The organism is Leclercia sp. CFBP8987, assembly GCF_034044995.2.
Classification (GTDB): domain Bacteria; phylum Pseudomonadota; class Gammaproteobacteria; order Enterobacterales; family Enterobacteriaceae; genus Enterobacter; species Enterobacter tamurae.
Genome location: NZ_CM188255.1, coordinates 2,942,065 through 2,955,266, shown reverse-complemented (window position 1 = coordinate 2,955,266; position 13,202 = coordinate 2,942,065). Strand labels below are relative to the sequence as shown.

The following is a 13,202-nucleotide window of genomic DNA, read 5'->3' as shown; positions in this document are numbered from 1 at the left end:
ATCCTTAGGGGTTATTTTACCGGTAACATGATCTGGCTCAGGCCAGTGCGCAATATTTAATCATTTAAGCTCCGGGTGGATTTCCACCCGGAGCTTTTTTTATTACACTGGCTGAAGCGATTTTGCCCCAGAGCTCCGGCAATCAAGCGTTTCAGCGATGTTATAGCCTGCTAAACACTTTGTTAATTCCAGAGCGCGGACAGATAAATGACAGGAGCTTCTATGAATTCGATTTTGTTACGGGTAACACAGCGCGTTGTTGAGCGCTCGCAGAAGACCCGCTCAGCCTACCTCGCTCGCATTCAGCAGGCGAAGAGCGATACGGTCCATCGTTCGCAGCTGGCCTGCGGTAACCTGGCGCACGGCTTTGCCGCCTGCCAGCCAGAAGATAAAGCCTCGCTGAAAAGCATGCTGCGTAACAATATCGGCATCATCACCTCCTATAACGACATGCTCTCGGCGCACCAGCCGTACGAGACCTACCCGGACATCATTCGTAAAGCGCTGCACCAGGCCAACGCCGTAGGGCAGGTGGCCGGTGGTGTGCCTGCGATGTGCGACGGCGTGACCCAGGGCCAGGACGGAATGGAGCTCTCGCTGCTGAGCCGGGAAGTGATCGCCATGTCTGCCGCGGTGGGCCTGTCACATAACATGTTTGACGGCGCGCTGTACCTCGGCGTGTGCGATAAGATCGTCCCGGGCCTGGCGATGGCAGCGCTGTCGTTTGGTCACCTGCCTGCGCTGTTCGTGCCGTCAGGCCCGATGGCCAGCGGCCTGGCCAATAAAGAGAAAGTGCGTATTCGCCAGCTGTATGCAGAAGGCAAAGTGGATCGCATGGCGCTGCTGGAGTCAGAAGCCGCGTCCTACCACGCGCCGGGCACCTGTACCTTCTACGGCACCGCCAACACCAACCAGATGGTGGTGGAATTTATGGGGATGCAGCTGCCGGGCTCGTCGTTTGTCCACCCGGATGCGCCCCTGCGCGAAGCGTTGACCGCCGCTGCGGCACGTCAGGTGACCCGCCTGACCGGGAACGGCAACGAGTGGATGCCGCTCGGTAAAATGGTCGACGAGAAAGTGGTGGTCAACGGTATCGTGGCCCTGCTGGCGACCGGCGGCTCCACCAACCACACCATGCACATGGTGGCGATGGCCCGTGCGGCTGGCATTCTGATCAACTGGGACGATTTCTCTGACCTGTCTGAAGTGGTGCCGCTGATGACCCGTCTCTACCCGAACGGCCCGGCGGACATTAACCACTTCCAGGCGGCGGGCGGCGTACCGGTGCTGATGCGTGAGCTGATGAAAGGCGGCCTGCTGCACGAAGACGTCAATACGGTGGCCGGTTTCGGCCTGCAGCGTTACACCCTCGAGCCATGGCTGAACGACGGCGAGCTGGACTGGCGTGAAGGGGCTCAGGCCTCGCTGGATGACAGCGTGATCGCCACCTTCGACAAACCCTTCTCTCACCACGGCGGCACCAAAGTGCTGAACGGCAACCTGGGGCGGGCAGTCATGAAGACCTCTGCGGTGCCGGTGGAGAACCAGGTTATTGAAGCGCCGGCGGTGGTATTCGAGAGTCAGCATGACGTGCTGCCCGCGTTTGAAGCCGGACTGCTGGATAAAGATTGCGTGGTTGTGGTCCGTCATCAGGGGCCAAAAGCGAATGGCATGCCAGAATTACATAAACTAATGCCGCCACTTGGTGTATTATTGGACCGCTGTTTCAAAATTGCGTTAGTAACCGATGGACGCCTCTCCGGCGCATCAGGTAAAGTGCCTTCTGCCATCCATGTCACCCCGGAAGCTTACGACGGTGGATTGCTGGCAAAAGTGTACGATGGCGATATCATCCGCGTTAACGGTCAGACCGGCGAGTTGACCTTACTGGTGGATGAGGCGGTCCTTGCCGCACGTAAGCCACATATTCCTGACCTGAGCGCATCGCGCGTGGGCACGGGGCGCGAAATGTTCAGTGCGCTGCGCGAGAACCTCTCGGGCGCAGAGCAGGGCGCGACCTGTATTACGTTTTAAGACGACAAGAATTATCGATCTGGCGAGAGAAAAACTCTGATGAAAAACTGGAAGACAAGTGCAGAAGCAATCCTGAAAACTGGCCCGGTAGTGCCGGTGATCGTGGTTAACAAGCTGGAACACGCTGTGCCGATGGCGAAAGCGCTGGTTGCTGGTGGCGTTCGCGTCCTGGAAGTGACCCTGCGTACCGCCTGTGCAATGGATGCGATTCGCGCCATCGCCAAAGAAGTGCCGGAAGCCATCATTGGTGCAGGCACCGTGCTGAACCCACAGCAGCTGGCTGAAGTCACCGAAGCCGGTGCGCAGTTCGCCATCAGCCCGGGTCTGACCGAGCCGCTGCTGAAAGCGGCAACCGAAGGTTCCATTCCACTGATCCCGGGCATCAGCACCGTATCTGAACTGATGCTGGGTCTGGACTACGGTCTGAAAGAGTTCAAATTCTTCCCGGCGGAAGCCAACGGCGGCACCAAAGCGCTGCAGGCTATCGCAGGTCCGTTCGCCAATGTGCGTTTCTGCCCGACTGGCGGCATCTCTCCGGCGAACTACCGTGACTACCTGGCGCTGAAAAGCGTGCTGTGCATCGGTGGCTCCTGGCTGGTTCCGGCGGATGCGCTGGAAGCGGGCGACTGGGATCGCATCACTAAGCTGGCGCGCGAAGCGGTTGAAGGCGCGCAGCAGTAAGATTTAGGTATTGTGCGCGTTTTTTGCCGGGTGGCGCTGCGCTTACCCGGCCTACGCCGATAATAAAACGGGCCATTCGGCCCGTTTTTTTTATCCTGCGACCTGCACGCTGGCGGCGGCCTGTTTCGCCCGCTCTACCGCCTCTTCCACGCTGTCACCCGTCGCCAGCGCCACGCCTAAACGACGCGAACCTTCTATTTCTGGCTTACCGAACAGACGCAGCTGCAGGCCCGCGCCCACTGCCGCATCGACGTTATCAAAGGTGACGTTCTGGCTGGTCAACTGGGGCAGGATCACCGCCGATGCCGCGGGACCATACTGACGCACGCCGCCGACCGGCAGGCCGAGGAAGGCGCGGACGTGCAGGGCAAACTCGGAGAGATCCTGCGAGATCAGGGTCACCATGCCGGTATCGTGCGGACGCGGGGAGACTTCGCTGAAGATCACCTCGTCGCCACAGACGAACAGCTCGACGCCAAACAGCCCATGGCCGCCCAGGGCCAGCACCACTTTGCGGGAGATCTCCTCGGCGCGTGCACGGGCCAGCGGGCTCATCTGCTGCGGCTGCCAGGATTCACGGTAGTCGCCATCTTCCTGACGATGGCCAATAGGATCGCAGAAGTGCACCCCATCAACGGCGCTGACGGTCAGGAGGGTGATCTCAAAATCAAACTGCACCACGCCCTCAACAATCACCCGTCCGGCTCCGGCGCGGCCCCCCTGTTGGGCGTAATCCCAGGCCTGATCCAGCTGGTCGGCGCTGCGCACAAAGCTCTGTCCTTTGCCGGAGGAACTCATCACCGGCTTAATGATGCACGGGTAGCCGATGTCGTTCACCGCCTGCAGAAAATCGCTCTTGCTGTCGGCAAAACGGTAGCGGGAGGTAGGCAGGGCCAGCTCTTCCGCCGCCAGGCGGCGAATGCCTTCCCGGTTCATGGTCAGCTTCGCGGCGCGGGCACAGGGCACCACGCGCTGGCCTTCGGCTTCCAGCGCCAGCAGGGTATCGGTGGCGATGGCTTCGATTTCCGGCACCACGAAGTGCGGTTTTTCTGCGGCAATCACGGCGCGCAGGGCTTCGCCATCCAGCATATTAATCACATGCGAGCGATGGGCGACGTGCATGGCCGGGGCATCGGCATAGCGGTCGACGGCGATCACTTCAATGCCTAAACGCTGGCACTCAATGGCCACCTCTTTGCCCAGTTCACCGGAGCCGAGCAACATTACGCGCGTCGCTGCCGGACGCAGCGCAGTACCTAAACGAGTCATAATCATCCCCCTGAAAAAGTTGCGCGCAGTATAAACGAAAACGTTTGCGTCTGTCTTGCTTCGCGGAAATCCATCGGGATGACAGGCGGTTATTTGCATCGCGGCCGTTTTGGACCATGCTTTTGGGGAACCAATACAGGAGAACATGATGAACAAAACAGGGGTAGTGATGGCGCTGGCGATGCTGGGTGCCAGCCTGACGGCGCAGGCCGCCGATGAGAAAACCGTGAAGTTTCCGACCTGCGAAGGTCAGAATGCCGAGGGCATGGCCGCCAGCGTGAAGCGGGATTATCTGCAAAACCGCATCGTGCGCTGGGCTGACGATCAAAAGACGCTGGGGATGGCCGACCCGGTGGCGTGGATCAACCCGAAGGAGGTGAAGGGTGAAAAAGATCGCTGGACCGTGCCGCTGACGGTACGCGGGAAAAACACCGATATTCATTATCAGGTGAAGGTCGACTGCAAAGCGGGCAGTGCGCAGTATCTCGCGTCGAAGAGGTGAATTTTCGCTTCTTTTGTCAGCGTAGACATTTCCTGACATCCCCTCGCTTAGGCTGTGAAATTCATCCACCGTTAAGTGAGGGAAATCATGTCAAGCTGGTTGAATCAATTACAGTCTATGCTGGGGCAGAAAACGGGGTCCTCCTCGGGCGAAGGGCTGAGCAAAATGCTGTCGCCAGGGGCGCTTGGCGGCCTTGCCGGGCTGCTGGTGGCGAATAAATCCTCGCGTAAATTGCTGGCGAAATACGGCACCGGTGCCCTGTTGGCAGGCGGTGGCGCGATTGCGGGCTCCGTGCTGTGGAACAAGTATAAGGACAGAGTGCGTAGCGCCCATCAGGGCGAAGCGCAGTTTGGTCAGCAGGCCTCGGCGCTGGATGTGCGCAGCGAAAGGCTGATCCTGGCCCTGGTCTTTGCGGCGAAGAGTGACGGCCACATTGACGATCAGGAGCGTGCCGCCATTGAGCAGCAGCTGCGGGAAGCGGGCGTGGAGGAGCAGGGCAGGGCGCTGGTGGCGCAGGCCATTGAGCAGCCCCTTGATCCACAGCGTCTGGCGCAGGGGATCAAAAACGAAGAGGAAGCGCTGGAGCTCTATTTCCTGAGCTGCGCGGCGATCGATATCGATCACTTTATGGAGCGTAGTTATCTCAATGCGCTGGGGGATGCGCTGAAAATTCCGGCTGACGTCCGCGAGGGGATCGAACAGGATATTCGCCAGCAAAAACAGGCGCTCCCCGGCTAACTTTTTACCCCCGGGTATCCCGTTTCGCTTGCATCGTGCGCATGTTTTGCCAACCTTATAGGGTGTAAATCGTAAAAGAATCATACTGACATGCCACCTAAAGCCCAACGCATACCGCACGCTCTCACCGCGCACGGTGACACGCGTATCGACAACTATTACTGGTTGCGCGACGATACCCGCTCACAGCCGGAGGTACTGGACTACCTCCATGATGAAAATGACTATGGTCGCAGGGTCATGTCGACGCAGCAGGCGCTGCAGGACCGTCTGCTCAACGAAATGGTCGAGCGCGTCCCGCAGCGTGATGTCTCAGCGCCCTGGAGTCGCAATGGCTATCGATACCGGCACATCTATGAGCCCGGGAACGAATACGCCATCTATCAGCGCCAGTCGGTGCTCTGCGCCGAGTGGGAAGAGTGGGAAACGCTGCTGGATGCTAACCAGCGGGCCTCGCACAGCGAGTTTTATACCCTGGGCGGCATGGCGGTTTCGCCGGATAACGCCATTATGGCGCTGGCCGAAGACTACCTCTCCCGACGGCAGTACGGACTCCGGTTCCGCAACCTGGAGTCCGGGAACTGGTATCCCGAGATGCTCGATAACGTCTCCCCCGATTTTATCTGGGCCAACGACTCGGAGACGGTCTACTACATTAAAAAGCATGCCACCACGCTGCACCCCTTTCAGGTCTGGCGACATACGGTAGGCACTGCGTCCACCAGCGACGAGCTGGTCTATGAGGAGAAAGACGAAACCTTTTACGTCAGCCTGCATAAGACCACGTCGAAACACTACGTGATTATCTTCCTCGCCAGCGCCACGACCACCGAGGTGTTGCTGCTGGACGCCGAGCTGCCGGACGCTCAGCCCCTGTGCTTTATGCCGCGGCGCAAGGATCACGAGTACAGCCTCGACCACTTCCAGCACACCTTCTATTTGCGCTCCAACCGGGAGGGCAAAAACTTTGGCCTCTACAAAACCAAAGTGCGCGATGAACGCAAATGGGAAGTGCTGATCCCACCCCGGGATCAGGTGATGCTCGAAGGCTTTACCCTGTTTACCGACTGGCTGGTGGTGGAAGAGCGCCAGCGCGGGCTGACCAGCCTGCGGCAGATCAATCGCAAAACCCGGGAGGTGATCGGGATCGCCTTCGACGATCCCGCCTACGTCACCTGGATCGGCTATAACCCCGAGCCGGAAACATCGCGTCTGCGCTACGGCTACTCCTCCATGACCACGCCGGACACCCTGTTCGAGCTGGATATGGACACCGGGCAACGCAAGGTGCTGAAGCAGGCCGAGGTCAAAGGCTTTAACGCTGAACTCTACCGCAGTGAGCACGTCTGGATTGTGGCCCGGGACGGCACCGAAGTCCCGGTCTCGCTGGTCTACCATAAGCACCATTTCCGCAAAGGCAAAAACCCGATCCTCATCTACGGCTACGGCTCGTATGGCTCCAGCATCGATGCCGATTTCAGCAGTAGCCGCTTAAGCCTGCTCGACCGGGGCTTTATCTTCGCTATCGCCCATATCCGCGGCGGCGGCGAGCTGGGGCAGAAGTGGTATGAAGACGGCAAGTTCCTGAAAAAGAAAAACACCTTCAACGACTATCTCGATGTCTGCGATGGGCTGCTCGAGCTGGGCTATGGCGACAGGAAACAGTGCTTCGCGATGGGGGGCAGCGCAGGCGGCATGCTGATGGGCACCGTGATTAACGAACGTCCGGGGCTGTTTAAAGGCGTGGTGGCGCAGGTGCCCTTTGTCGATGTGCTGACCACCATGCTGGATGAATCCATCCCGCTGACCATCGGGGAGTACGAGGAGTGGGGCAACCCGCAGGATGCAACCTACTACCGCTACATGAAAGGCTACAGCCCCTACGACAACGTCGAGGCGAAAGCCTATCCGCATATGCTGGTTACCACCGGCTTGCATGACTCCCAGGTGCAATACTGGGAGCCCGCAAAGTGGGTGGCGAAACTGCGTGAAATGAAAACCGACGATAATTTACTGCTGCTCTGCACCGATATGGATGCCGGACACGGCGGGAAATCCGGGCGCTTTAAATCCTATGAAGGGGTGGCGCTGGAATATGCGTTTATTGTCGGCCTGGCGCAGGAGACATTGACCAGCCGGTCCGGCGAGGCGGATCAGGATCCGCCCAGATAGTGCTTTAACGTCAGACGCAGCTCGGGGCTCATTCTGTCGAGGTTGTTATACAGCCAGCGCAGATAGCCCGGATCTTTGTCTGCCACTTCTGCCACCGGTTTCCCGCGGTATTTACCGAAGGTGAAGGTGGTTAGCAGCGCCGGTCGTCCGGTGATGTCGGCCATCTCATCCGGGGTCCAGCCGGTGGTATTCATGATATCAATCAGCAACGCGGCGGTAATATAGCAGTCGTACAGGGCGCGGTGATGATGCAGCCCTTCCGGCGTTCTGACGCTGAGTTTGCGCGACTTATAGAGCGCCATGTTGCTGTATTTGATGCCCGGCCATACGCGCCGGGCCAGCTTCATGGTACAGATCCATTCTCCCGGCATCTCGGGCAAAACGCGGCGATCGAAGCTGGCGTTATGGGCCACATACCACTGGCTGCCGTGGTAATGCGGGATCACCTCTTCAATCCAGGGTTTGTCGGCCACCATCGCCTCGGTGATGCGGTGAATAGCCATCGCCTGCGGGCTAATAGGGCGATCCGGACGCACCAGATGGCTGCATGGATTGACGATCTGCCCGTTCACAACATCGACAGACGCCACTTCCACAATCCCTCCCTGCAGATCGCAGGTTTCGGTGTCGATGACACGTAGCATGGCTCTCTCCTGGCCGTAAAAGGTTTAGCGTAATGGAATGATCTCGCCTTGCCAACTCTGCTCCACATACCGACCCGTTAATAACACCTCTCCGGAATCGGCGCGAAGGATTAACTGTCCGCGGGCATCCCACAGGGCGCTACCGCCGTCGTGATTCGCCACCAGCACCGCAATCCCATAGCGGTGGGCAAAACGCTGCCACTGCGCAAATGAGGCGGGCCTCTCCGCTTCACTCACCGCCATACCGCGGGTAAATAGCGTGGCGTTGGGGGTGATATTGGGCGGCTCGGCGTGGGCATCGACAAGAGACAGGCCGCTGTGTCGGCTCTCCAGACAGGCACCTGCGCCATGCGGGTAGAAAATGGCCTGCGGCTGATCCGGGCTCAGCCACGCCAGCCCACGCTGACGCTGGCCGTTATCCTCCACCGTGATCCCGGCAATCACCGAGACGTTACACGCCTGGGCAGCCTCGTGCAGCGGCGCGATCTGCTGGTGAGCGGGTGGGGCAGGGAGTTGGCTGTCTGGTAAGACCGGGCCGGTTAACGAGAGTTCCGGAAAGAGCAGCAAATTGCACTGCTGGTGTGCGGCGGCGGTGATAAAACGTAGATGGTGTGATACGTGGTCGTCCACGCAATGATGGGTCGGCTGGTACTGAGCAGCCGCAATAGTCCAGTGAGACATCGTGATTTCCTTATGCACGGAGTCGCAGAGATTCATAAAGCCCCTGAATGAATCAGGGCTTTGTATCCTGGCATAATCTGTGTAAGGAATTGTAACCCGGCGTAAGGTTATTTAACTTTCGGCTCCCACGGCAGGCGCGAAAGGGTCACAGAGGTCAATCGATGCGCAATCAGACGCTGGCGAAACCAGTCGCGCAGATGCGCCGGTTGTTCCCGCTCTACCACCTCAGCGATAACCGGCATATTGTAGCGCTCTTTAAATGCCACGCCCGCAGCGGCTAAATCCACATTCACTTTGTCCATCTCCTCCTGGGGGAGGGTGGCGAGATTAATCTTCATAACCGTCTCCTTCATTTGCGGGCCAACGTTACCCAAACGGCGGCCTATTGACAAGCCCGGGCAGGATGATCCTCGACTGGAACATTATACAGAGTTATCCTCTGACAATCAGGCATAACAAAAAGGAATGTATGTGATGGCGATGCGCCTTTCCCGTGCTGTCTGCACGCTGACTCTGTTGTTGACGACGCTGACAACCCCGGTTGTCTTTGCCCATGCCCATTTAAAGCATCAGTACCCCGCGGCCGATGCTGCCCTGGATGCGGCGCCGCAGGCACTGACGCTTAACTTCTCCGAGGGGATCGAACCGCGGTTTAGCGGCGTTTCCGTCAAGGATGATAAACAGCAGCCCGTTGAAACCGGAGCGGTAAAACGCAACGAAAAAGATCCGACCCAGTTGATCGTGCCGATGGCGTCATCCCTGACGGCAGGCACTTACCAGGTGGACTGGCACGTGGTCTCCGTGGATGGTCATAAAACCCAGGGTAGCTACCGTTTTAGCGTGAAATAAATGCTGGCGTTCTGCTACGTTACGCTGCGCTTTGTCCATTTTTCCGCCCTGATGCTGCTGTTCGGCAACGCCCTGTACAGCGCCTGGCTGGCGCCTCTCTCCCTGCGGCGTTTACTGACGCGGCGCTTTCGCCGTCGGCAAAAAGCGATTGCGCTTATCACTCTGCTTTCAGCCCTGATCATGCTGGCGCTGCAAGGTGGAATGATGGGCAATGGCTGGCAGGATGTTATCAGCCCGGGCACCTGGCAAGCGGTGCTGACCACGCAGTTTGGTCGGGTCTGGCTATGGCAGATGATGCTGGCCTTCGTAACCGTGTGGATTGCCTGGCTGGAACCCCGCAAAGCCGCGCCCCTGCTGCTGCTGTTTACCGCCGCGCAGTTTATCCTGCTGGCGGGAACCGGGCATGCGGCGATGCATGAGGGCATTCTGGGCAGGGTGCAGCGCAGTAATCATGCCCTGCATCTGCTGTGTGCCGCTGTCTGGCTGGGGGGCTTAATGCCGCTGCTGTTTTGCCTGCGTCTGTCGCGCGGGCGTTGGCGGGAGGCAGCTATCCTCACCATGATGCGCTTCTCGCGCTACGGTCATCTGGCCGTCGCCGGGGTCTTACTCACGGGGGCGATCAATACCCTGCTGATCCAGGGCTGGGCACTGCCGTGGCACTCAGAATGGGGACGACTGCTGTTGTTGAAATGTGCGCTGGTGGCAATGATGGTGGTAATTGCCCTGGTGAATCGGTATGTTCTGGTGCCGCGATTTCGTTCCGGCGACGGACGTGAGCAACGTTATTTTATCAGGATGACGCAGACTGAGGTTGTGCTGGGGGCGCTGGTTCTGGCGGCAGTCAGCCTGTTCGCGACCTGGGAACCCTTCTGACGAGGTGGAACACAATGAAAAAAACCGTACTTTCTCTTTTATTGCTGGCCTGTTCCGGCACGGCGCTGGCGGCACCGCAGGTGATCACCGTTAGCCGGTTTGAAGTGGGTAAAGACAAATGGGCGTTTAACCGGGAAGAGGTGATGTTGACCTGCCGTCCGGGTCATGCCCTGTATGCCATCAACCCGAGTACCCTGGTACAGTATCCGCTGAATGATGTAGCGCAGCAGCAGGTCGACAGCGGTACAAGCAAAGGCCAGCCGATCGCGATTATCCAGGTTGATGACCCGGCCAACCCAGGACAGAAAAAGAGTCTGGCGCCGTTCATTGAGCGCGCCAACACGCTCTGCTAGCTTTCCGTTTCCAATAAAAAAACCGCAGGCTTCTCTTCGGAAGCATTGCGGTTTTTGTGTTTAAGGACAGGCTAACGCTTTTTTTCAGGCCACTTTTGCTGCGGACTGGAAAACCTGGCGTCGTCATCTATTCTTAAAGTGCAAGGCGACTTAGCCTGCATTAATGCCAACTTTTAGCGCACGGCTCTCTCCCAAGAGCCATTTCCCTGGACCGAATACAGGAATCGTATTCGGTCTCTTTTTATCTGTTGAAAGTAAACGCATTTTCCTGTTGCGGACTTTAACAGTTGGGCAACATCCTCTGTTATTCCTTAAACCATACCACACTACGCCCGGCGGAAGTCCAGCGCTTTTTAGCGCTTGTGTTAAATTTTTGCCTGTTACCGATGAAAGCAGGTATTAGCAGCAAAACCGGGTGTGGATAGCCTGTTCAATCTCATCCAGCAGCTGAAAACGACGGCGATATTCAGCGCGTTTCTTACTGGCAATGCTCTCCAGCGATTTGCGCTCCATACCGGATGGCAGCGCCCAGCGGAAGGCATTGTCCTGCTTAGCGCCCAGTGAGGCCCAGAACTCATCGTAACTGGCGTGCAGGTGCCGGCCTTTACTCAGCCGGTACCGCAAGGCGCGAAAGACATGGCCTTCATCGCTGACGCCGTAAAGGGCGCCGATCCCTGACTGCTTCGCCAGATTGAAAACGGCTTCCAGCAGGATACGTTTAGGAAACAGACCATAACAGGCGCGGGTAGCGTTTTTGATCGTCTCCCGGCCGACATCCCGGCGCGGCCCCTGCAGGCCACCAATCACCAGCGCGCTGCGCCCGTTTTCCGCGATCACGCTGAAGGTCAGGCTCGCCAGCAGGGTATTATCCCCGGCGCGTAACCAGAGTGTGGTTTCACCCTCACGCTCGGCCTTCACCGCGGAGGTGGCATAGATCGTATAGCTGGCCTCCTCTTTGGTGGCGAACTGCAGCAGCGGAAGCGGCGTCGGGCTGGTAAAGAGGTGAGCCAGGCCGCTATCCGGCAGGGCATCAATCCAGGCATAGTGGTGCAGGATCGCACCGGCGCGCTCACCGGCCGACAGTCCGCGAGTGAGATACTGGCGCTGGGTTTTCACCGGCAGCGTCGGCTGCGCCTTCAGCAGGGTTGAAAAATCATCCCGGCGGGCGATCGTCTCCAGCATACGGGTGGTCGAAGACCAGAACAGCAGGGTGCGCAGGAAGAATTTCAGCCGGTAATCACGTTTCTGCCATAGCGGCCCGGGCGTAAGATCGCCTTTCGCCAGCGCGAGAATAACGGAAGAACGGTGCGCGTATGGCACCTCAGCAGGCAGGATAGTATTTGACACGATGAAGGCCTCTTTATAATTCTGCGATTATCTTAAAGGTCATCGGATAATGATTTAACCGTTGCTAAGCCTTTATTTCCGCTTCGTTTAATATCGATTGAGGTTATTAAACCGCACGCCTTCTTGCCTCCTCAGTGGTCCATTCCGCAGCGACTATACTGATCCTGAGGAGGCGCTATGTATCTAAAAATTGATGGTCACAACTGGCGACACGTCTGGGTGGTAAGCGATCTTCACGGGTGTTATCAACTGCTTATGGATGAAATAAAGCAGCGACATCTTAATCCGTATGAGGATTTACTTATTTGCGTCGGCGATCTGATCGATCGCGGGCCGGACAGCGTGAAATGCCTGCAGTTATTAAATGAAAACTGGTTTTATGCGGTGCGTGGCAATCATGAGCAGATGGCGCTGGATGCCCTGCATAATAAGAGCTTTGGACTCTGGTTAATGAATGGTGGCGTCTGGTTTGCCGAATTAAAGGGCGAACAGCGGCAGCAGGCTGTGGATCTGTTCAGGCGTTGCGAAACGCTGCCGTGGATTATCGAAATCACCTGCGCTAACGGCGTGAACGTGATTGCCCATGCCGATTACCCGTCATCGCAGTATCACTGGGATAAACCGGTCGCGAAGCAACCCATTTTGTGGAACCGGGACCGCCTGCGGGACTTAATGAACGGCCATGAGGAGGGAATTGCCGGAGCCGATCACTTCTGGTTTGGCCATACGCCGCTAAGTAAGCGGTTTGATTGCCAGAACCTGCACTATATCGACACCGGAGCGGTGTTTGGCGGGTCGTTGACCCTGGCGCAACTGCAGTGATCAGAGGTCGGAATACTCTTGTGCCGGACGCCAGAAGCCATCGATAAAATCCTCTACCGGATAGCACCCGCCGTGGCGGATCCGCTGATCGTCCATCGAAGCCTCACACTGGATTTCGGTACGGTAAACGTCCACGACCAGGTCTTCGCAACCCGCGTCCAGATAACAGATAAACAGCACCAGTGCGTACATCATGCCCCTCAGCATTCACTATCGTATTAATATTGTAGGGGATGA

Annotated in this window: 15 protein-coding genes; 9 read left to right on the top strand and 6 right to left on the bottom strand. The window is 57.9% G+C overall.

Annotated elements, in window-relative coordinates:
* Positions 1 to 222 precede the first annotated feature (222 nt).
* Positions 223 to 2,034 carry a phosphogluconate dehydratase gene (gene edd, locus SOM40_RS14335; RefSeq protein ID WP_320530230.1) on the top strand — a complete coding sequence of 604 codons (1,812 nt, stop codon included), beginning with the start codon at positions 223 to 225 and terminating at the stop codon, positions 2,032 to 2,034.
* Positions 2,035 to 2,073: 39 nt separating this feature from the next.
* Entirely contained in the window at positions 2,074 to 2,715 is a 642-nt protein-coding gene (locus tag SOM40_RS14330; protein ID WP_106993318.1) for a bifunctional 4-hydroxy-2-oxoglutarate aldolase/2-dehydro-3-deoxy-phosphogluconate aldolase, read from the top strand.
* A gap of 90 nt (positions 2,716 to 2,805) precedes the next feature.
* Here SOM40_RS14330 and purT read toward each other — a convergent pair whose 3' ends face one another.
* Complete coding sequence (gene purT / locus SOM40_RS14325; RefSeq protein ID WP_106993317.1) at positions 2,806 to 3,984, bottom strand: formate-dependent phosphoribosylglycinamide formyltransferase; 1,179 nt, start codon at positions 3,982 to 3,984, stop codon at positions 2,806 to 2,808.
* Between the two features lie 148 nt (positions 3,985 to 4,132).
* On the opposite strand from purT, the gene yebF reads away from it, so the two are divergent.
* The 3 genes from yebF (at position 4,133) to ptrB (ending at position 7,396) form a co-directional block, all read left to right on the top strand.
* The gene (yebF, locus tag SOM40_RS14320) at positions 4,133 to 4,486 is read left to right on the top strand and encodes a protein YebF (protein WP_106993316.1); all 354 of its coding nucleotides are present in this window, start codon (positions 4,133 to 4,135) and stop codon (positions 4,484 to 4,486) included.
* A gap of 87 nt (positions 4,487 to 4,573) precedes the next feature.
* Complete coding sequence (locus tag SOM40_RS14315) at positions 4,574 to 5,224, top strand: tellurite resistance TerB family protein (RefSeq protein WP_320530229.1); 651 nt, start codon at positions 4,574 to 4,576, stop codon at positions 5,222 to 5,224.
* Between the two features lie 90 nt (positions 5,225 to 5,314).
* Positions 5,315 to 7,396, top strand: a complete 2,082-nt coding sequence (gene ptrB / locus SOM40_RS14310) for an oligopeptidase B (RefSeq protein WP_225758540.1) — start codon at positions 5,315 to 5,317, stop codon at positions 7,394 to 7,396.
* Here the strand turns inward: ptrB and exoX are convergent.
* The 3 genes from exoX to SOM40_RS14295 form a co-directional block, all read right to left on the bottom strand.
* Entirely contained in the window at positions 7,378 to 8,040 is a 663-nt protein-coding gene (exoX, locus tag SOM40_RS14305; RefSeq protein WP_106993313.1) for an exodeoxyribonuclease X, read from the bottom strand. The genes ptrB and exoX overlap by 19 nt on opposite strands.
* A gap of 24 nt (positions 8,041 to 8,064) precedes the next feature.
* Positions 8,065 to 8,721: a nitrilase-related carbon-nitrogen hydrolase gene (locus tag SOM40_RS14300; protein ID WP_312076956.1), complete on the bottom strand. Its 657-nt coding sequence runs from the start codon at positions 8,719 to 8,721 to the stop codon at positions 8,065 to 8,067.
* Positions 8,722 to 8,828: 107 nt separating this feature from the next.
* On the bottom strand, positions 8,829 to 9,059 hold the full coding sequence (locus SOM40_RS14295; protein WP_032611906.1) for a DNA polymerase III subunit theta: 231 nt from the start codon (positions 9,057 to 9,059) through the stop codon (positions 8,829 to 8,831).
* A 136-nt stretch (positions 9,060 to 9,195) separates the two neighbouring features.
* Here SOM40_RS14295 and yobA point away from each other — a divergent pair, with 136 nt between their 5' ends.
* From yobA to SOM40_RS14280, 3 genes are read left to right on the top strand one after another with little or no spacing between them, the layout of a single operon-like run.
* Entirely contained in the window at positions 9,196 to 9,570 is a 375-nt protein-coding gene (gene yobA, locus SOM40_RS14290) for a CopC domain-containing protein YobA (RefSeq protein WP_320530228.1), read from the top strand.
* Positions 9,571 to 10,443 (top strand): copper homeostasis membrane protein CopD, encoded by an 873-nt coding sequence (gene copD / locus SOM40_RS14285; RefSeq protein ID WP_261644004.1) that lies wholly within the window; start codon positions 9,571 to 9,573, stop codon positions 10,441 to 10,443.
* 14 nt (positions 10,444 to 10,457) lie between these two features.
* Positions 10,458 to 10,796: a YebY family protein gene (locus SOM40_RS14280; protein ID WP_225758544.1), complete on the top strand. Its 339-nt coding sequence runs from the start codon at positions 10,458 to 10,460 to the stop codon at positions 10,794 to 10,796.
* A gap of 399 nt (positions 10,797 to 11,195) precedes the next feature.
* On the opposite strand, the gene SOM40_RS14275 is transcribed toward SOM40_RS14280, so the two are convergent.
* On the bottom strand, positions 11,196 to 12,143 hold the full coding sequence (locus SOM40_RS14275; RefSeq protein ID WP_313824129.1) for a VirK/YbjX family protein: 948 nt from the start codon (positions 12,141 to 12,143) through the stop codon (positions 11,196 to 11,198).
* Between the two features lie 177 nt (positions 12,144 to 12,320).
* Between SOM40_RS14275 and pphA the strand changes: the two genes are divergently transcribed.
* Positions 12,321 to 12,965 (top strand): protein-serine/threonine phosphatase, encoded by a 645-nt coding sequence (gene pphA, locus SOM40_RS14270; protein ID WP_320530227.1) that lies wholly within the window; start codon positions 12,321 to 12,323, stop codon positions 12,963 to 12,965.
* On the opposite strand, the gene SOM40_RS14265 is transcribed toward pphA, so the two are convergent.
* A complete protein-coding gene (locus SOM40_RS14265) occupies positions 12,966 to 13,157 on the bottom strand; it encodes a YdfD/YebW family protein (RefSeq protein WP_106993306.1) in 192 nt (63 codons plus the stop codon).
* Positions 13,158 to 13,202: the final 45 nt, after the last annotated feature.